This window comes from Pseudoalteromonas sp. SR41-4 (assembly GCF_014163985.1).
Classification (GTDB): domain Bacteria; phylum Pseudomonadota; class Gammaproteobacteria; order Enterobacterales; family Alteromonadaceae; genus Pseudoalteromonas; species Pseudoalteromonas rhizosphaerae.
In genome coordinates, this window is record NZ_JACJEI010000015.1 from 19080 (window position 1) to 38687 (window position 19608).

Below are 19608 nucleotides of genomic sequence, written 5' to 3' on the forward strand. Positions count from 1 at the left end.
TATTCTAAAAATATAATGTGAAGGAACAGACGATGAAATTTGCACTAAAATCTCTACTTGTTGCCACCCTTGCGATGACATCAACTATGGCTATTAGCCATGAGCATGGCCATGATTCAGCATTAAATAATGCAGTTAAATCAAGCGAGCGCAGCAGTGATCGCGATCAATACCGCCACCCTGTCGAAACATTAGAGTTTTTTGGTTTTAAACCAACTATGACTGTTGTTGAGATTGCGCCTGGCGGCGGCTGGTACAGTGAAATTTTAGCGCCAGCACTGAAAGAGCAAGGCACTTATTATGCCGCGCATTTCCCTGCTGACTCATCGGTGGGTTATTACCAACGAGCTCTAGCTGGCTTTAAAAAGAAAATTGCTGAAGATGAGCGATTCAATAAAGTAAAGCTGACTGAATTCGCTCCTTCAACACATTTAGACATTGCCCCGGCGAGCAGCGCCGACATGGTGTTAACCTTCCGCAACGTACATAATTGGTATATGAGCAAAGATAAAGATGCCGCAGCTAATGCCTTTAAGTCTTTTTACAAAGCACTTAAACCAGGTGGTACTTTAGGTGTGGTTGAACATCGCCTACCTGAAGCGCAAGCTGATGAAATGCAAAAGTCATCAGGTTATATGAAACAAAGCGTGGTAATCGAACTTGCTAAACAAGCAGGCTTTGAACTGGCAGCAAGCAGTGACATAAATGCAAACTCTCTTGATACAGCCGATCACCCTAAAGGGGTATGGACCCTTCCACCAAGCCTTAGACTTGGCGAGCAAGATGCCGCTAAATATAAAGCAATTGGTGAAAGCGACCGCATGACGCTGAAATTTAAAAAACCGCTTTAAATAGGATATTCGCCATGAATGTATTAGTCATTGGCAGCGGCGGCCGCGAACACGCACTTGCGTTCAAAGCCGCTCAAAATACAAAAGTAAACACTGTTTATGTTGCACCAGGTAATGCCGGTACAGCGCTTGAACCCAAGCTTGAGAATGTTGCCATTAACGTTGAAGATCTCGATGGCCTACTTAGCTTTGCACAAAACAATAATGTTGAGCTAACCATTGTTGGACCTGAAGTACCATTAGTACTTGGCGTGGTAGATAAATTCCGTGAGCACGGTTTAGCTATCTTTGGCCCAACAGCAGGCGCTGCGCAACTAGAAGGCTCTAAGTCATTCACTAAAGACTTTTTAGCTCGTCATGCTATCCCAACTGCGGATTATCAAACGTTTGAACAAATCGACCCTGCGCTTGCTTATTTAAAAGAAAAAGGCGCGCCGATTGTAATCAAAGCTGATGGTCTTGCCGCAGGTAAAGGCGTTATTGTTGCCATGACCGAAGTTGAGGCTGAAGATGCTATTCGCGATATGCTAGCCGGTAACGCTTTTGGTGACGCTGGCAGCCGCGTGGTAATCGAAGAGTTCTTAGAAGGTGAAGAAGCATCATTTATCGTGATGGTTGATGGTAAAAACGTATTACCTTTTGCTACCAGCCAAGATCACAAACGCGCTTATAATGGCGATCAAGGTCCGAACACTGGCGGTATGGGTGCATACTCACCAGCGCCGGTGGTAACTGATGAAATCCACCTGCGTATTATGAACGAAGTGATCTACCCAACAGTAGAAGGTATGGCAAGCGAAGGCCATCCTTACACTGGCTTCCTCTATGCTGGTTTGATGATCGATGACTCTGGGACCCCTAAAGTAATCGAATACAACTGTCGTTTTGGTGATCCTGAAACACAACCTATGATGCTTCGTTTACAGTCTGACTTAGTTGAACTGATTGAAGCAGCTAATCGTGTTGAACTTGATAAAACGACGATTGAGTTTGACTCACGCGCAGCAGTGGGTGTGGTACTTGCAGCTCAAGGCTACCCTGATAACTACCCAAAAGGTGATGCAATCAGTGGTCTAAAAGTAACCTACCCAGAAGGCGAAAAAGTCTTCCATGCGGGTACTAAGCAAGACGGCGATAACGTAGTGACTGCCGGTGGCCGAGTATTATGTGCAACGGCACTAGGTAACACAGTGACCGAAGCGCAGCAACGTGCCTACCAACTAGTTGATGAAATTAGCTGGCAAGGTATGGAATACCGTACAGATATTGCTTATCGCGCTATCGCTCGGGAAAAATAGCGCATTGGTATAACCAGTTACTATTTAATAAAAGCGCAGTTCATCTGCGCTTTTTAGTGCTACACTAATTTCAAGGACTAAAAAAAGAACGCTGACAATTGAAAAATAACCATCTTCGCTATCGCTTTATTGCCGTTTTAATACTACTTTTCTTGTTCTATGTAATTGCTAATTTCGCAAGTCATTTAGTCACGCCCACTAGATATACAATCGACAAAACAACTCCCATATATTTATCCCAAAGTTATCTCATTGATGATACAAAAAATCTGCATACTCAGCAGATTTTAGACAACCTAAATAGCTTTACAGCAAAACCTTTTGAGCATATCGATTGGAACTTCACGCCACGTAATTACTGGTTACTAGTAGATCTAGATAATCGTAGCCAACAAAATGAAAAAATTGTCGCTCATTTTGATAATCCAATGGTTGATCATTTAACTGTCTATCACCTAGATAGTCACAATAATATTATAACGACCACTCGACTTGGTGATTTGGAATCTGAACTCTCTCTTTTTCAATACAGCGTGCCGCATATTCGGCTAACAATTACTGCGCAGAGTAAACAAAAGCTACTACTGAAAGTTGATACAACCGGCATAAGTAAAACCCCTGTCAATTTATATGGCGAAGCAGAGTTTCAGGATTTAACCCGCTCACAAACCGCTATTTGGGGAATATTTGTGGGTGTACTTATTATGGCGGCACTTTATAACTTAGTGCTGTTTTTTGGTATTAAAGATCGCGTGTACTTAATCTATATTGGTTACATTATTAGTGCCATCATTTTAATGGGGGGTGTACTTGGTTTTGGTTTTTATCTTTGGCCACTAAGTTGGCAGCTATTTTTTCAAAAATATATTGTTGTTAGCAACTATGCAATTGCTTTATTTACCTTAGCATTCTGCACTATGTTTTTGCGTTACCATAAAGAGCAATGCTGGCGTTATAAACTCAGTATATATTTAATGCTTTTAATGCTTTGTCTAGGTATAAGTTGTTTTTTCATAGCTGAAAATATTGCTGCACCGATATTTTTTGCTGTGTTGGTATTGTTGTACATCGTCTGTATTATTATGATTTACAGAAAATTACGTAGTGGCTTCCGATGGGCTAAGTTCTATGTTGTTTCATGGATACCTCTTATTATTGGTGCAGCCATTCAACCGCTTGAATTAACTGGCGTATTACCTTATAGCTTTGCTATACGCCACGCATTTTTAGTTGCGATACTATGTGAGGTGGTATTAATGGCTATGGCACTTGCGGATAGAGTGCGCTATCAACGAGAAAAGGCGCTGTATCACGCCACTCATACAGAGCAAACCAAACTATTAAATAGTGCCATGCTAAAACAAGCCTATATGAGTTTACAACTCAAGCAGCGCAGAGCAAGCTTATGCTTAATTAGAATTACTGATTTTCATTCACTCAGTCATATTTTAAATCAAACTCAAAGTAGTCAACTTGTTGTTGCTATTGCTAAATCTCTTGAGCTGCAACTGAGTAAAGAGCGTGAATTTATCAATTTAGAGAGCAATCTAGATACCTGTCCGCGGATAGCCGATTTGAGCAACGGTGTGCTGGCATTCATTTCAATTAAAACTCAAAGTGCACAATCACTGCATGATAAGTTAACCAAAATTCGTAAAAGCTTACCTAAACATCATCCGGTGCAAGGGTTTGATTTACAATTAAGCTACGCAATGGGATATTGTATTCTCGACGGTGAAAGTGGCTTTGATACATGGTTGCAAAATGGCTATTTTTCACTAACCGAAGCGCCACAAACAAGCTATCCAAATAATCAGTCAAAATTAATACCTGTCACTATGAACATTAGCTTAGCGGCTGCATTTCAAAATGCCTTAAAAACGAACCAGTTAACTATTTATCATCAGCCGCAAATAGATTTACGCACCGGCCAAACGATTGGCAGTGAAGCCTTATTGCGCTGGCCTAATGCACCTTATGAGCAAATCAATATAGAGGCTTTAATCCTATTAGCCGAACGTACTGGTCTTATCAATAAACTCACACTGTGGGTGCTAGAGCAAGCCTGCCAAGATATCGCTAAGTTTAATCACGCAGGTTTTTTTAAGCATAAAGTAAGCGTTAATTTAAGTGCTAAAAACTTAATGATCCATAATTTAATTGAAAAAATTGAAAACACCTTACTCAAACACAATGTTCCTGCCAAACAACTTAAGTTTGAACTTACTGAGTCAGCTTTAATTGCAAACCAACAGCAAATGATTCACTTAGTTGAACAATTAACCCGCCTTGGTATTGAAGTGATTTTAGATGATTTTGGTACTGGCTATTCGTCACTAAATTGTTTTGTTAGCTACAACTTTTCAACCTTAAAAATAGATAAATCATTTATTATAGGTCTCCCTACTCACAGTGCTAATAGAGTAATTGTTAAGGCTGCGATAGAAATGGCTCATAGCCTAGGTTTAAAAGTCACTGCCGAGGGTGTTGAAGATGTAACAACACAACAACTTTTAAAGGCCATGGAGGCAGACTACGGGCAAGGGTACTATTACTCCAAAGCCATCGCTGTGGATGACTATTTGTTGTGGTTAGCTGAAAATAAACAAGCGAATTAAGTAAAATTGCCACATGTTTAAGGATTACTGATAGAATCCTCTTTTTCACATCTTTAGGGGCGTAAAGATGCAAGGCACTATCAAAAAATTAAAATCATCGCTAACACAACCGATTCAGTATCATTTGCCTGTGGGTGATGAGTTGGTCGATCTTAATGCCTATATTGGCAAGCAGCTTACACTGACTTTTAATGGCGCTATTGTATGTTCTAGCTGCGGTAAAAAAACCAAAAAAAGTTACTCGCAAGGTCATTGTTTTGTATGTATGCGTAAGCTTGCTAGCTGCGATATGTGTATTATGAAACCTGAAACATGTCACTTTGACCAAGGTACTTGCCGTGAACCACAGTGGGGCGAAGAAAACTGTATGATCCCACATTATGTCTATCTTGCGAACACGTCAGGGCTGAAAGTGGGGATCACCCGTCATACACAAATTCCAACCCGCTGGATTGACCAAGGTGCAACGCAAGCACTGCCAATATTCAAAGTACAAACGCGCTTACAATCTGGATTAGTTGAAGTTGCCTTAGCACAATTTATTGCCGATAAAACCAATTGGCGTAATATGCTCAAAGGACAAAGCGATGTCCTTGATTTAAAAGCTGCTGCGGCAGAACTTATTCCACAAATTGCCGATAAACTAAATGAACTTGCAGAGCTCTTTGGTGCTACTGCGATAGAACAACTTGATGAAGAAGTGGTTGATTTAGAGTTCCCTGTTACCGCCTACCCAACTAAAATTAGCTCTTTTAATTTTGATAAAGAGCCAGTTGTGAGTGGTATTCTAAACGGTATTAAAGGCCAGTACTTGATCTTTGATACTGGCGTTATCAACATTCGTAAATTTACCTCTTACGATATCACCGTAGGTTGATTTTGCAGCTGATAAAACTCTAACCATTGCCGCTGCGTTAACGGGCGGCAATAGTAATAGCCTTGGATCACATCGCAGCCTAGCTCCAATAAGTAACTATACTGAGCAAGCTTTTCAACCCCTTCAGCGATAACTTTTAAATTAAGACTATTCGCCATTGCCACTATCGCGGCAACAATCTCACTATTACCGTATTCATCGGGTACTTTAGCAATAAAGCTGGCATCTATTTTTAGTGTATCTATGGGTAATTTTGTAAGGTAACTCAGTGCCGAATAGCCGGTACCAAAATCATCTAGCGCAATCTGTACGCCCATTTTTTTAAGTTGCCACAATTCTCTTTTCGCCTGACTAAATGAGCTAATAAAACTACTTTCTGTTAACTCTATTTCAAGACAATTTCCCGATAAATTATAGCGCTGGAGCATTTTCTCAACGCTACTTGATAAACTCCCCTGACTAAGATGGCAAGCTGAGATATTAATTGCCAACCGACCAGCCGTTATTCCTTGTTGTTGCCATAACGCCAATTGCATGCCAGCGTTATTGAGCACCCAGAGATCCAGCTTTACAATTAGACCTAGTTCTTCCGCCAATGGGATAAACTGTGCAGGCGATATTATGCCAAGCGCGGGATCTTGCCAACGTAATAGTGCTTCAACACCTTTGATAGCTTTACTTCTTAAACACTGTTTAGGCTGAAAATACAGTTCAAACTCATCATTTTCGAGCGCATATTGAAACCGGCTCATCATCGCAAAGCGCTCTAAAGAGCGTGCATTCATCGATGGCTTAAATAACTGAAATGAGTTTCTACCCACTTCTTTAGAGCGATACATGGCAATATCAGCGTGTTTTAGTAAAGTTTCACTATCGAGACCATCATCAGGATAGACCGCAGCACCGATTGATGCCGTCGCGCCTACCTCAAGCCCTTCGAGCTGAAAAGGAGTGTTTAAGTTATTTAAAATTTGATCGGCTAAACTAATCACTGCGCTAATATCATCAATCTCGCATAGCACCACAAATTCGTCGCCACCTAATCGCGCTAAAGTATCACCTTCACACAATACGTTTTGCAGCCGTATTGCCACCATTTTTAATAACTCATCCCCCGCACTATGCCCTAAGCTATCATTGATTTCTTTAAACCGATCTAGGTCAATAAACATCACTGCTAACATGTCGTTATTTCGATGTGCAGCAGCTAATGCCATGGTTAATCTGTCATTAAATAAGCGTCTATTAGGTAAGCCTGTTAGCTCATCAAAATAAGCTAACTGAACAATTTTGTCTTCTGCAGTTTTACGTTCAGTGATATCGCTAAAAATCGCCGCATACACTAGCTCATCATCATTTGGCTCGCGGATAGCAATAATAGTTAGCCATTCAACATACAAATCACCATTTTTTTTACGATTGCATATTTCCCCTTGCCACACACCAGTTTGGGTAATTGATTGCCACATTTTTACGTAGAAATTTTTACCGTGCTTTCCGGAGCTTAGAATTCTAGGGTGTTTGCCGACCACTTCATATTCTTGATAGCCGGTAAGCGCGGTAAAAGCAGGATTAACCTGCATGATCACACCATTTTGTTGGGTGATCATAATACCATCTAGCGAGGCATCGATTATTTTATTCGCGAGATACAAATTACGCTGTGAATGCTGAAGGTCTATATCACGTTGTTCAAGTACTTTTTCAAGCTCACTGTAATAGGCGCTTTCTATTTCATTAACAAGATGCTCAATGGCGAGCACTCCCTTAATCTCCAAATCATCAGTGACCACTAAATGACGCACATTGTTGGTAGACATTAATCGATACGCATCGAATAAACTGCTTTTTGAGCTTACCCGATACAAGGGCCGACTCGCAAAGCTCCAACATGACGCATTACTATCGGGTTCGACAATCAAATGCAGTAAATCTCGCTGGGTGATAATGCCATGTTCGTCTTGCTGCTGGTTATACACTAAAATAACTTGGGCGGTTCGCTCGCGCATCATTTCAACGCCTTCACTGAGCATCAAATAACTAGGTACCACTAACACATTTTTATGATATTGCTCTTTGATTGGTCTAAATTGTAAATAGTGATCAAGCCCTTGATTACGTACAATATCACTGATACTAATAACGCCGCATGGTAGATCATTGTTATCAATAACTAATAAATGGCGAACATTGTGTTGATAAAAAATAAGCGCGGCATCACACAATAATTGCTGACAGGAGATTTTCAATACCGGACTGCTCATTACGCTTTGAATTTCAATATGTTTAAGGTTGCTGTCAGTAAAGTCTAGTTTAATGCAATCGGCTTCTGTCCAAATACCAACGATTGCTTGCTGTCGTTTTACAAAAATTGCGCTTATATTATGAACCTGCATCAACCGTACAGCATCAACTAAAGAGGTATCGGTGGAACAACATACTAATTTCCTAGAAAAAATATCTGATACCTGTTGAGGGTGGCGAGTTTGTTTCATAATATTCGTCCTTAGTATAATACGAACTATAATTATATTATTATATTGCTCGCGCTATTTGATACAGGACAATAAATGCATGCATACTTACTTCCCTTACTTGATATGTAGTGACAACGAGCTAGAAATTATTAATGAACAACGAGATTTAAATGACTATCTACACAGTTTAACCGCTGAACAACAGCAACACTGTGTGATATTGAATAAACAAGGCGAATATTTTGATTTAGCATTTAACCTTGCAACACCGCTGACTAACATAGAGTTAGCTCGCAGAGTAACGCAGCACTTAGCACAAGAAGGACACTGCTGCTTAACTAAAATAACGAGCCTAACAGCTCCACAAGCATTTGATCTATTAGGAATAAAATAGCACGTTTAGTTGCATCAGCCGTTTTATCCATGAGTTTAGTCGCGTGTAGTGGCAGCGATAACAATAAAGAACAGCAAACCCCACTAGCGACTTCTACACCGGTAACCTAGTATTTACAGTTTATTTATTACAAATAAAGAAAAAGGTTACTACCATGAACACGCCTTTAATATTGATTTAACGCATATCGTTTACAGTGATAAAAATGATATTATAAACATCTCGTTATACTCAGCTCAGTAAGGCAGATAGCAATGAGTACACCTAATTTATCAAGACGCATGCGCAGGCTTCGCCACAGTGATGCAATGCGACAGCTAGTACGCGAATTTGATTTTAATATTGGCGATCTTATCCATCCTATTTTTATCGAAGAGTCGTTAACTGAAAGTCTAGAAATATCCACTATGCCTGGTATACAGCGCATTCCTGAACATGCATTAGCCCAAGAGATTACTGAACTGCATAGATTAGGAATTCAGTATGTTATGCCTTTTGGCATATCGCATCATAAAGACAGTGTTGGCAGTGATACATGGCACGATGATGGTTTACTGGCACGTATGATTAAAACAATCAAACAAACATGCCCCGAGATGATGGTAATACCCGACATTTGTTTTTGTGAATATACAGATCATGGACACTGTGGCGTTGTTGAAGATAATCAAGTTTGTAACGACCAAACTGTTGCTAACCTTGTAAAGCAGAGTGTATGCGCAGCAAAAGCAGGTGCCGATATGCTAGCCCCATCTGCGATGATGGATGGTCAAGTTAAAGCTATTCGAGCAGGCCTTGACAATGCAGGGTTTGAACATGTTGCCATTTTAGCTCACGCCATTAAATTTGCTTCATCTTTCTATGGTCCATTTAGAGCTGCTGTTGATTGTGAATTAAGTGGTGATCGCAAAGGCTATCAAATGGATTACGCAAATATTCGTCAAGCGCTTCAAGAAGCCCTTCTTGATGAACAAGAAGGCGCTGATATTCTAATGGTGAAACCAGGCACGCCCTATCTTGATGTCCTTAGCAGCTTGAGAGAGAAAACAAACTTACCTTTAGCTGCCTACCAAGTTGGTGGTGAGTATGCCGCTATTAAATTTGCAGCATTAGCAGGTGCCCTTGATGAAAAGAAAGTGATATTTGAAACACTGACCGGCTTCAAACGTGCAGGCGCTGATTTAATAGTGAGTTATTATACAAAACAAGTTGCACAGTGGTTAAAAGAATAACCGTGGTAATTTTTAGGGCATGTAACATTTTAGAACACGCTAACCCTATATTGGCTTAGTTTAAACCTACGTAAATATCTTAACGTGTTACATGCGCAAAAATTAAAAAACAAAACTTGATCTCGTAAATCATAATTTGTCTTGTTTTATAGAGTGAGGATAAGTAATGTTTGCTGTGTTTTTACAAATATTGCTCATAGATAACCGATAAAAAGAGTCAATAATCACCACAACTTTGCAGAATCAAGGAAGTACACCATTAAAACTGAGTAATGGTAAGCAGATCATAGCAAATGGGCAACTTGACTTTATCGATATAAACCAAGTTGATGCAACGCAAACCAACGTAGGCAAGTTACCCGAGAGTATGAATAAACTTCCTTCTGTTTAATCATTTTCAACAGCAAATTACCTCGTTCATCGCAACGCCTTAGCGCGTTACAACAACCTCACCACGAAGATAGTAATTATTTTTATCGTAAGCATCCGAATTCGTTTGTTCATCATATTGAGTGACCGTAAAGCTGGCTGCATGTATCTGTGGCATCGGCTTTGCTGACTCATATTGTGTAACGTAATAAACAATCTCACCACTTCTGTAGTAGTTGCGCTCAAACACCTCAAAATTAACAGGTTCAGCGCCTATCAATATATGGCTATCTTCCCCATTTAAGTAAAAAATATGCTGATTATCGCTGGCAAAATTTTCATCTAATCGTGAAAAACTGGCGGTATCAATATCAACATCCGCTAAAATAGCGAGACCTTGATAAAAGATATGTTGCCCGTCTTTCCCATAACTATCATCAATAGGGACAAATGACTGCGCATCTATGTTATGCATGGGTTCATCGTGATGGTAAATGACCTGATTTCCCTCATGCCCTGAGATATTCCAAAAACTATAATAATCATATGCTGAATAAGTGCTAGGATCTGCGCCCTCAACAATACGCTCGCCTTTAATCACCTGAGTATCGTTAAGCCAATAAAGATCACTGCCAATTATCTTAGCGTGCAAGTTTTCAAGGTTAACACCACTCACAGCTTGACCGCTGTAGTAAAGATGCTGTTTATCTTTAGCGTACAGTTGAGCATCATAGGTATTTAAATCAGCTTGACTGTAACTGATAAAGCTTTCAGCATCAGCGTGTTCCATTAACTTAGCATTATAGTAAACACGCTGTTCGACCACACAGTAGCCACCATTGGCAACACCTTGAAGCAGATTCTTAACCATACTGGTATAGCCAAATATCGTAAATAAAAATCCGATAACAACGACACTTATCAGTGCCATCTTGTAACTGTTAATGCCAAAATAACTACCACCAAATAAACCAATCAACAAAAATAACGGTACCGGATAGCTTAAAAATAATAAGGCTGTTAATACCGCTTGCTTGTTATTCGTCGCGCCAGGGGCACCGAACATCATCGGCGACATCATCATCATGCTTCCCCAAAAGCACAGTGCCAACGTGACTAAGATATTAATTACTACAGACATTATCTTCCTTGTTTAATTAGTTGTATTGGTATCATACAACAACCAATATTTTTACTTAATTGTAGAATGAAAATAAAGCTACTCTTCTGCTTCTGCAAACACTCTAATATGTTCTACAGCGCTTCGCCCTAGCGCAGATAAATTATATCCTCCTTCTAAAAAAGAGATAATCCCTTTACAGCCAGTACTTTTTACCATGTCACACAGCTGTTGTGTCAACCAGGCATAATCAGCCTCAACAAATTTGAGGCTTGCCATATCATCTTCAAAATGCGCATCAAACCCTGCGCTGATAAACAATAATTCTGGCTTAAACTCTGCTAATTTAGGTAACCACTGTTGGTTATACAACGTTTTTAAATCATTGCCATCGCTTGCTATGGGCAACGGTGAATTAACCAATGTATCGTTATTTTCAACGGCGGTATTAGGGTAAAAAGGATGCTGAAATAATGAGCAAAGCAACACATTGTCATCATCGATAAAAATGTCTTGCGTGCCATTACCGTGGTGAACATCAAAATCGACAATCGCAATGCGCTTAATCCCTTTACTTTGCGCGTACTTCACCGAAATTGCTAAGTTATTAAACACACAAAAGCCGGCAGAGGTTGTACGGTTTGCATGATGACCCGGTGGCCGTACGGAGCAAAATGCGGCATCGAGGTTATCCGCTAATATTTCATCGACGGCTAATAGCCCTGCCCCTACCGCCCGCTCAATTGCCAAAAATGACTCTGGGCATAACCAAGTGTCGCCATCAAGTGATACTAAACCTTGTTCCGGGAGGGTGTTTTCCACCAGCGATACAAGGGCCTCATCATGGGCTAATAAGTAATGCTCACGTAATGCTTTAGGCGCTTGCTTTTGCTGCACGGCAATATCCAAGCCACTGGCCAAAAGACGATCGGTAATAGCATCTAAGCGCTCAGGACACTCTGGATGATCCGCGATCATTTTGTGTTTACGGCAAAAAGGATGAGAAATAATCGCAGTACGCATAAATGCTCCAAATGAGTTAACGACTGTAACTATAACAAAGCCACCCTTTGGTGGCTTTGCGACTTTGGTTTACTATTTAGCTTGCAAATGAAGATTTCTAAAATCAAAACTGAAATCAGTCACCGCTGTTGATACTGCACGCATTGTCGCTTCATTCACACGATTTTTAGTGCTCATATCAAAGCTAATATACGCATCAGCTTCGAGTAGCTTTTCATCCCACTTGACGATAAATGTGTTGCCCGTGTAATGCTCAAGCTGCCCTTTTAAACGTTTAGTATGCGTGAAATCAATACGTAACTTACCGTCTAGCTCTTCAATAATAACATCACCATACCAATCATCGTGCAAAGTGCCGGTGTAGCTAATATTTGGTAACTGTGGTTGATAGTCTGCAGGAGCGTCCGGTTTAGCATTAGCATACGCTTTTTGCTTACCTTCAAAATGCTTTTTAGCCAACTCTGCTACCCAATCTTTATCTTCAAGTTCAAGGGCGTCTTCAAGCACTTCATGAGTAATAGCAGAGAGCGCACCGAATGCTTGCTGATTAGATAAAATAACAATCCCGAGGTTTTTCTCAGGCAATAACGTCACCTGCGATACCATTCCTAAAATACCACCACCATGGCCTAATTTTTTAATACCGTGGTAGTCTTCAATGCTCCAACCTAAACCATAACCTCTAAATTGCTGATGATAAGCCTCATAAGCGCTTTTTGACGCCAGTGAGGTAATATGTGGATGCCACATTTGCTCTTGTTGTTTTTCACTAAACAACTGCTCGCCATTTGGCATTTTACCATGGGCTAATTGTGTACGTAGCCATTGGCTCATATCATTCACACTGGATGCAATAGCGCCGGCACCACGAAAATCTTCTAAGTAATTAACGAAAAATGGATGTAATTGACCATCCATAGGAATATGACCCGTTGCCCAGTTCTTATTACTTTTTGGAATACGCGAAAAACCGGCGCGTGAGTTATCCATGTGCAAAGGCTGGAGAATATTCTTTTCAATATAATCATTCCAGCTCATACCTGAGACCCGCGCGACTACCTCGCCAGCGGTCACAAACATCAAGTTGTTATAAGCGTATGTGCTGCGAAAGCTACTAGCTGGTTTTAAATATTTAAGGCCTGCGAGAATTTCTTCGATTGATTTATCGGTGTCAGGCCAAATCATTAAATCCCCTTGGCCTAACCCTAAACCACTACGGTGACTTAATAAATCACGGATCGTCATTTCGCGGGTTACATAAGGGTCGTATAAACGAAATTCAGGAAGGTGATCAATTACCTTGTCATCCCAACTGAGCTTTTCTTCATCAACTAATTTTGCCAATGCCGCAACCGTAAATGCTTTAGTATTTGATGCAATACCAAATAAGGTGTCTTTATTCACCTTACTACCTGTATCTAAGTTACTAACACCAAAGCCTTTAGCAAAAATAACCTTATCGTTTTCAACAATCGCCACGGCCATACCCGGCACATCAAAGCGCGCCATTGAATTTTCAATCACTTGATTAATGTGCTTGGTATCAATATCGGCGTAGCTATTAAATGCACAGCCTGCTAATAAGGTGGCCGCAATCGCTAGTTTAGTTAATTTCATAACAATCCTTGGAGTTATCATTTTAGTTTTTATTTTTGATGTACAGCAAACTCAATGGCTGCACGCGCACTGTCGCTATCTTGGCAGGTTGGCCGAGACTTTATGGCATCACTGTACGCATTTGGCACACCAGCTTCAAGCGCACCGCGATGAACGTGCTGCATATACCAATCGTAAGGCAGTATCTGAGCATCAGTGGTGTTGGCAATATAACAATGCGCCGCTACTTGTTGCCCATCAAGTAATGTTACTTGAATATCTACGCAGTCATAACGAGGCCCTTCGATGGCGTCTAAAATCGTTTTTTCTGCGTCATTGAGTTGATATACCACGCCATATACTTGCGCGTTCTTATCATTTGATGGGCGTACATTGCCTTTTCCTGAGCCATCAGTACTTACCATATCAAAGGTTAACTCGTAACCGGCTAGTATTGCCGTACCAATACGAGTAGCGTTTGGTAAACGCGCCAACAAACGACTCGACGACATATTTGAACCAAACGAAAAATTATATACAGCCATATTCACCTACTACAGATTTCTGTTAAAACAACACTTACACTACAATTCTTATTGCTAGAGCGATCAAAATCACGCCAATACCACGGTCAAACCAATAGCCACTTTTTTGAAAAAAACCGCGAACACTAGGCTTTGATAGCACCAAGGATAGAAACGAAAACCACGCCCACGTTGCCAATGCCATATACAGCCCATAGCCTGCTTGCACAATTAATGGCGTTGATTGGCTGATCACTAAAGTAAACAACGACATAAAAAATAACGTGGCTTTTGGGTTTAACGCATTGGTTAAAAAGCCGCGACGAAATGCAATCCAACTGGATTCAACACCTTGAGATTGAAAAACAGTTTCTTGCTGCGCTGGCGCCGGTCTAGCACTTCTAAGCGCTTGCACACCAATGTAGGCCAAGTATGCACCCGCTAAATATTTTAATGCCATAAATACGTTTGGTGATTGCGTTAATAAAACCGCAACCCCGAGTAAGCAATAACTAACATGTAATAAAATAGCCAGGCCTACCCCAAAGCTGGTCCACAATGCATTACGACGCCCCTGCTGAACACTTTGTTTAAGCACAATGGCAAAATCTGGGCCGGGGCTTGCTACAGCAAAAAAGTGCGCCAGTGCAATCAATAAAAACTCATCTAAATAAGCCACGATTACCCCGCTTTTTTATCATCAAGCGCTAACAACAACGGATTAGCAGTACTATTAACTAAGGCTTTTATTTCTTTTTGCGCCTTTTTGAATTGGCTGCGTAAGTGCGGCTTTAAATGCTTTTTAGAATCTTTATAGCCTTTAAAGTGGCAAATAAGGGCATGCATAAATAAGGTTTGCGGTTCACTAAGTGCAGCTTGCCTGTTCGCATAGGGGTTGTAACACGAGCCACAGCCCCCTTTAAACTGATATACCGTATTGCTCATCATTACCCCAAAACCTAAAAAACATGCCACGGCATCGGCGGCCTGTGGTAAAAACTCTTTACCGCCTGGTGGTAACACGCCCACATGGTGGATCATAATTGTCGCTAAAGTACCGGCAAAGCAGGCCACTAAATCTTGTGGCTGATTAATTTGATTTGGATTAAATGACACATTAACCGTATGGCTTGGCGGCACAATTAATTGGCTATTATCACCACGTAACTGATTACTAAAAGCAAAATGAGGAAATACTTGCGGCTGCAATTGCTGTGGAGCCACCAGCGTAATTGGCCAAGCTTGCAGCCCCGCATAGCCAACCACTCGCTCAAACACTTTACTGGCCATTTCTTCAATGCTTGAAACCGCATCGGGAAAGCATTGGTGGTTTGGCAAAACTAATTGCGAGTTATTAATGAAATAATCGCTGTCAAAATTTTCCACCGCCCACACAAAAGTATCAATCAGCCATTGCTGCTCTTGTTCATCTAATAAAGGTTTGCTTTTAAATAACGCTAACATAGTTTGCTCTTTTGCTTATTCTTGCTCTTGTGCCCATGCCCATGCTTGGGTGTTATACAATGGCACAGTGGATAACGCATGATGATGACTGCCGGTTGACTCTTTAGTTGAATACGACAGATATAACAGAGTTCGCGTTTGCGCATCATAAATTCGACGCACTTTTAATGATTTAAATAAAATACTTTTTGATGATTTAAATACCACCTCACCCGACTTACTACGGTCAATCGCTTGTAATTGGTCGGCAGTAATTGGTCCTGTTTGGCGACACGCAATAGACATATCAGACGGATCAGCAAAATCTAAGTTTGCTTCGATATGGCTAATATGGCAGGTTACGCCTTTTACTAGAGGGTCTTGTTGCGAGTTAACTTTAATATCTTTAGTGGTAAATAATCCCAAACTAACTGATGCAACATCATCAGAGCAGCCCGCTAAGGTGATCAATAAACCTGTCAATACGCCTATCATTATAGGTTTCATATATTACTTGCTCCATGTAGGGGTAAACGATTCGTGGCTTACATTTAATATTCAGCTATGTTTCAATACTAACTTAAATTAATCACAACAACGAGCACGACACCATGAAAAAAGTATTTGTTTTACTGTGCTTACTGTTAGTAAGTCAGAGTGCGTTAGCTGGTTACTCACTGAGTATTTATACTGGTAAAAGCTTTAATCAATCATTAGAAACTAAAAACGGTTTAGCAATAGAGCTCAAAGATAGTAACCATCTTGCTTTTAGTATTGATAGAACAATTGACTCAGCTCGTTATGGTTTTTACTTTTCAAACACCGAAAGTGACTTTCAATCCTCCCCTGATAAAAACGTTGAAATGCAGTATTTTATGTTTCAAAGTGCTGTTGAAGTCCCTTTAAGCAACCACATTAATAGTTATGTCGGCGCACAAATTGGTGCAAATTACATAAGTCCTAACTTCGCCAGCTCTGATACTTTCTTTGCCAGCGGCCTGTATGGCGGTTTAGAATACTTATTTAGCGATCAAGCTCGCATCTTATTTGAAACTCGCTGGCTTGCAACGATCGTCAATAATGCCAGTAACGTTTCATGTACATTACCAACAGACGAAAACAAGCAATGCTTGTGGCATTTTGATGGTGATGTACTCAATCAGTTTCAAACCAGCTTAGGTTTCACATATCGTTTTTAGGGGAGCAAATAGATAACATGCCACATATCATCATTGAACATTCTGAAGATTTACCGGTATTACCGCAGGTATTGGTTGAAAAAATTCATCAAGCAACGTTTAACAGTGGCTTGTTTGAATTAGCAACGATTAAAACTCGCGCTATAGCCTATACACATTATCAATTGGGCGATGGTAAGGAAGGTTTTATCCATATTGGCGCACACATTATGCAAGGGCGTACAATTAAACAAAAGCAACAACTCAGCGAGCAGTTGTTAGACTGTTTAAAAATATACTGCCGAGAATCAGACAGCTTAAGTGTTAACGTTCACGATATGGAACACGAAATTTACCGAAAGTGTTAAACAGCCTCTAGGGTAAATATTCAGCTTTAATACGCTTAATATCAATTTGTGGTGATTTATACGAGGTATACACTAACCAGCCTATATTTTCGATATAGGTCAAACCTGAGCTGCGGCTAAATGCACGCTCAGGTAAACGCATCAAATCATGCTGACTTTGCGTAGAAAAATCATAATAACTCAAACGGTAATCGTCCCGTTCTACATTGAAGTAATATACTCTTGATAACGCCTGAGTTGCTCCCTCAACATAGTACCAAGATGAATGATTAGACAAATTAATAGATTCAACAAGTAATTGCGCATGGCCACTATCAGGCTGTTTTATCCATAATTGTTTGGCTGCAATATCTGCAAAAATTAACGCTCCATGCTTATCCTCATACGCATACATTGTTGATTGCTCAATCGCTTTACCTAAATTATCGCCTTTGAGATTAAACCGGTATAACTCATTATTATTTGAGGTCAATATACTCTTACTATCCGGCGCCCAGCTTGGTTTGCCATGATAATTAAGGCCTGTATTTATTTGGCTGCTACTTTGTGAATTAAAATCATAAATTCGAAGGCTATTCACTTCATTTTTAGATACGACAAATGCTATATAACGTCCATCTGGTGACCAAACAGGACTATAAATAGTGGCATTTAACTGAGTTAGTTTCTTGCGTTGTGTGCCATCCTTATTGGCAATCCACAACTCTGTCGTGCCTGATTCATTTGACACAAATACCAATTTATTTTTAGTAGCACTGTAATCAGGAAAACGCGTATTAAAATGTGTAGATAAAACAGGAAATGGAGAGCTCGCCACCACATTATTTGTTTCAACTCGCATCAGCGTAGAGTCGATATCCCATTGGTGAAAATACAAACTGCCGTCTTGGCTGTATTCTGGATAACTTAATCCGTCAATGTGCGCATCAACTAAGCGCCCAGTTGCTAATTCATAAAAATAACCATGCCGCTTACCTTGATCAACCCCAGAAAAAACCAACAAATCTTTACTCGGGTGCCAATCCACACCACGAATATCAACAAATCCCGAGGTCAATTGCTTAGCATTGCCAGTAGCAATTTCAACTAAAAATAGCTCTTCGTAGCCGGAGGCTAAATTTCGCGATACCACGAGCTGTTTACCATCCGGCGAAAATACCACTGATTCATCATTAAAATCACAGTTCCCAGAGCAAGGCACTCGTGTTATTGCTAACTCACTTGATTGAAGATCAACAATATTTAGCTGTGTTTGTGCGTGATCATTTTTATCATCACTGATAAATACCAGCTGATTACCTGCGGCGTTAATATCAAGATCGGTGCTTCGGCCTTGACCGCATGTTGCCAACACCCTTGTTACTGCTGTCGTTAAATTTTGTTTAACTATTTCACACTGCCTTTGCTCATCTCGCCGATAATAAAATATATTATTTAAATCATGACTAAATACAGCACGTCCCTCAAGAAATGAGCTCTCAGTTAAGGCTATAGCCGCTTGTTCAGGTGAAAATAAATCTCGAAGATAAAGGTTTGCTTGCTGTCCAGGGCGACGCCAAGAATAAACAATAAAATGGCTGTCGTTTGAAATTGCCGGAAATAACTCCCGACCTGGGCTCGTGGTAATGGTTTCAACATGTTCAGATAAAGATGTGAACTTTAACGGCTCAAGACTCGGAATTTGCCGCTTAAAATAAAAAAACGCAAGACATACCATAACGGTAGCCACCATGACTGCAATTTTAACACTACTAAAAAGTACTTGTTTACTCTTTTTTATTTGCGTTAACTGCGGCTTTACTTCTGATTTTAGCTTTTGAGTATCTAAAAATACTGGTTGCTGTGCCAAGCGATAGCCTGTTTTGCGAACTGTAGCAATATAAGCATGAGCAGGGTCTAGTTCTTTAAAGGTTTTACGCAAATGCCAGATTGCATTGGTCAGCGCTTTTTCACCGACAAATTGATTACCATCCCAGACACCATCGATTAGATCTTCACGAGTAACAAGTTCTGGATAACGCATAACAAGAAAACACAGCAACTCGACAAATTTAGGTTGCAATACACATTCACTCTCACCACATAACAGCTTATTTTCAATTGTATTAACTTCGCACTGCCCTAAGGAAAATGACTGGTTAGTTTTCATAAATAACGTATTTACACCTTATATTTAGAAGTCTAGAAGGTTAACCTTTTATTGGCACAAAAAGCAAAATAACGCGATAGACAGCATAATT

Annotated in this window: 18 protein-coding genes; 9 read left to right on the plus strand and 9 right to left on the minus strand. The window is 40.3% G+C overall.

The window, feature by feature from the left end:
• Nucleotides 1–32 precede the first annotated feature (32 nt).
• The 4 genes from H5180_RS13095 (at nt 33) to H5180_RS13110 (ending at nt 5644) form a co-directional block, all read left to right on the plus strand.
• The gene (locus H5180_RS13095; protein WP_145234789.1) at nt 33–851 is read left to right on the plus strand and encodes a class I SAM-dependent methyltransferase; all 819 of its coding nucleotides are present in this window, start codon (nt 33–35) and stop codon (nt 849–851) included.
• Between the two features lie 14 nt (nt 852–865).
• Nucleotides 866–2149, plus strand: coding sequence for a phosphoribosylamine--glycine ligase (gene purD, locus H5180_RS13100; RefSeq protein ID WP_182734541.1), 1284 nt, complete (start codon nt 866–868; stop codon nt 2147–2149).
• A 98-nt stretch (nt 2150–2247) separates the two neighbouring features.
• Nucleotides 2248–4767 (plus strand): EAL domain-containing protein, encoded by a 2520-nt coding sequence (locus H5180_RS13105; protein ID WP_182758360.1) that lies wholly within the window; start codon nt 2248–2250, stop codon nt 4765–4767.
• A gap of 67 nt (nt 4768–4834) precedes the next feature.
• Nucleotides 4835–5644, plus strand: coding sequence for a DUF2797 domain-containing protein (locus H5180_RS13110; RefSeq protein ID WP_145234783.1), 810 nt, complete (start codon nt 4835–4837; stop codon nt 5642–5644).
• On the opposite strand, the gene H5180_RS13115 is transcribed toward H5180_RS13110, so the two are convergent.
• Nucleotides 5623–8139, minus strand: a complete 2517-nt coding sequence (locus tag H5180_RS13115; RefSeq protein WP_182758361.1) for an EAL domain-containing protein — start codon at nt 8137–8139, stop codon at nt 5623–5625. The genes H5180_RS13110 and H5180_RS13115 overlap by 22 nt on opposite strands.
• A 79-nt stretch (nt 8140–8218) precedes the next feature.
• Here H5180_RS13115 and H5180_RS13120 point away from each other — a divergent pair, with 79 nt between their 5' ends.
• The 3 genes from H5180_RS13120 to H5180_RS13130 all read left to right on the plus strand — a co-directional run bounded on the left by H5180_RS13120 (nt 8219) and on the right by H5180_RS13130 (nt 10138).
• Nucleotides 8219–8515 (plus strand): DUF4144 family protein, encoded by a 297-nt coding sequence (locus tag H5180_RS13120; protein ID WP_145234779.1) that lies wholly within the window; start codon nt 8219–8221, stop codon nt 8513–8515.
• Between the two features lie 254 nt (nt 8516–8769).
• Entirely contained in the window at nt 8770–9747 is a 978-nt protein-coding gene (gene hemB / locus H5180_RS13125; RefSeq protein WP_182758362.1) for a porphobilinogen synthase, read from the plus strand.
• Nucleotides 9748–9982: 235 nt separating this feature from the next.
• Nucleotides 9983–10138, plus strand: a complete 156-nt coding sequence (locus H5180_RS13130) for a hypothetical protein (RefSeq protein ID WP_182758363.1) — start codon at nt 9983–9985, stop codon at nt 10136–10138.
• 39 nt (nt 10139–10177) lie between these two features.
• On the opposite strand, the gene H5180_RS13135 is transcribed toward H5180_RS13130, so the two are convergent.
• From H5180_RS13135 to H5180_RS13165, 7 genes are all read right to left on the minus strand, one after another.
• Entirely contained in the window at nt 10178–11257 is a 1080-nt protein-coding gene (locus H5180_RS13135; protein WP_182758364.1) for a DKNYY domain-containing protein, read from the minus strand.
• Nucleotides 11258–11335: 78 nt separating this feature from the next.
• Nucleotides 11336–12259, minus strand: a complete 924-nt coding sequence (locus tag H5180_RS13140; RefSeq protein WP_182758365.1) for a histone deacetylase family protein — start codon at nt 12257–12259, stop codon at nt 11336–11338.
• A 72-nt stretch (nt 12260–12331) separates the two neighbouring features.
• Nucleotides 12332–13876, minus strand: a complete 1545-nt coding sequence (locus H5180_RS13145; protein WP_145234770.1) for a serine hydrolase — start codon at nt 13874–13876, stop codon at nt 12332–12334.
• A gap of 29 nt (nt 13877–13905) precedes the next feature.
• The gene (locus tag H5180_RS13150; protein WP_145234768.1) at nt 13906–14400 is read right to left on the minus strand and encodes a gamma-glutamylcyclotransferase family protein; all 495 of its coding nucleotides are present in this window, start codon (nt 14398–14400) and stop codon (nt 13906–13908) included.
• Between the two features lie 34 nt (nt 14401–14434).
• Nucleotides 14435–15058, minus strand: coding sequence for a LysE family translocator (locus H5180_RS13155; protein ID WP_145234766.1), 624 nt, complete (start codon nt 15056–15058; stop codon nt 14435–14437).
• A gap of 2 nt (nt 15059–15060) precedes the next feature.
• Nucleotides 15061–15843, minus strand: a complete 783-nt coding sequence (locus H5180_RS13160) for a hypothetical protein (protein WP_182758366.1) — start codon at nt 15841–15843, stop codon at nt 15061–15063.
• A gap of 15 nt (nt 15844–15858) precedes the next feature.
• The gene (locus H5180_RS13165) at nt 15859–16329 is read right to left on the minus strand and encodes a CreA family protein (protein WP_182731318.1); all 471 of its coding nucleotides are present in this window, start codon (nt 16327–16329) and stop codon (nt 15859–15861) included.
• A 104-nt stretch (nt 16330–16433) separates the two neighbouring features.
• Between H5180_RS13165 and H5180_RS13170 the strand changes: the two genes are divergently transcribed.
• Nucleotides 16434–17021, plus strand: a complete 588-nt coding sequence (locus H5180_RS13170; protein WP_182731317.1) for an outer membrane beta-barrel protein — start codon at nt 16434–16436, stop codon at nt 17019–17021.
• Between the two features lie 17 nt (nt 17022–17038).
• Nucleotides 17039–17368 carry a 5-carboxymethyl-2-hydroxymuconate Delta-isomerase gene (locus H5180_RS13175; RefSeq protein ID WP_145234757.1) on the plus strand — a complete coding sequence of 110 codons (330 nt, stop codon included), beginning with the start codon at nt 17039–17041 and terminating at the stop codon, nt 17366–17368.
• A gap of 7 nt (nt 17369–17375) precedes the next feature.
• Here the strand turns inward: H5180_RS13175 and H5180_RS13180 are convergent, their stop codons facing one another.
• A complete protein-coding gene (locus H5180_RS13180; RefSeq protein ID WP_182758367.1) occupies nt 17376–19517 on the minus strand; it encodes a winged helix-turn-helix domain-containing protein in 2142 nt (713 codons plus the stop codon).
• Nucleotides 19518–19608: the final 91 nt, after the last annotated feature.

What these genes read in the sequence shown, in the direction of transcription:
- H5180_RS13170 (WP_182731317.1), top strand. Translation starts at nt 16,434, where the DNA reads ATGAAAAAAGTATTTGTTTTACTGTGCTTACTGTTAGTAAGTCAGAGT.
- hemB (WP_182758362.1), top strand. Translation starts at nt 8,770, where the DNA reads ATGAGTACACCTAATTTATCAAGACGCATGCGCAGGCTTCGCCACAGT.
- H5180_RS13140 (WP_182758365.1), bottom strand. Translation starts at nt 12,259, where the DNA reads ATGCGTACTGCGATTATTTCTCATCCTTTTTGCCGTAAACACAAAATG.
- H5180_RS13135 (WP_182758364.1), bottom strand. Translation starts at nt 11,257, where the DNA reads ATGTCTGTAGTAATTAATATCTTAGTCACGTTGGCACTGTGCTTTTGG.
- H5180_RS13165 (WP_182731318.1), bottom strand. Translation starts at nt 16,329, where the DNA reads ATGAAACCTATAATGATAGGCGTATTGACAGGTTTATTGATCACCTTA.
- H5180_RS13160 (WP_182758366.1), bottom strand. Translation starts at nt 15,843, where the DNA reads ATGTTAGCGTTATTTAAAAGCAAACCTTTATTAGATGAACAAGAGCAG.
- H5180_RS13145 (WP_145234770.1), bottom strand. Translation starts at nt 13,876, where the DNA reads ATGAAATTAACTAAACTAGCGATTGCGGCCACCTTATTAGCAGGCTGT.
- purD (WP_182734541.1), top strand. Translation starts at nt 866, where the DNA reads ATGAATGTATTAGTCATTGGCAGCGGCGGCCGCGAACACGCACTTGCG.
- H5180_RS13180 (WP_182758367.1), bottom strand. Translation starts at nt 19,517, where the DNA reads ATGAAAACTAACCAGTCATTTTCCTTAGGGCAGTGCGAAGTTAATACA.
- H5180_RS13120 (WP_145234779.1), top strand. Translation starts at nt 8,219, where the DNA reads ATGCATACTTACTTCCCTTACTTGATATGTAGTGACAACGAGCTAGAA.
- H5180_RS13150 (WP_145234768.1), bottom strand. Translation starts at nt 14,400, where the DNA reads ATGGCTGTATATAATTTTTCGTTTGGTTCAAATATGTCGTCGAGTCGT.
- H5180_RS13095 (WP_145234789.1), top strand. Translation starts at nt 33, where the DNA reads ATGAAATTTGCACTAAAATCTCTACTTGTTGCCACCCTTGCGATGACA.
- H5180_RS13110 (WP_145234783.1), top strand. Translation starts at nt 4,835, where the DNA reads ATGCAAGGCACTATCAAAAAATTAAAATCATCGCTAACACAACCGATT.
- H5180_RS13175 (WP_145234757.1), top strand. Translation starts at nt 17,039, where the DNA reads ATGCCACATATCATCATTGAACATTCTGAAGATTTACCGGTATTACCG.
- H5180_RS13115 (WP_182758361.1), bottom strand. Translation starts at nt 8,139, where the DNA reads ATGAAACAAACTCGCCACCCTCAACAGGTATCAGATATTTTTTCTAGG.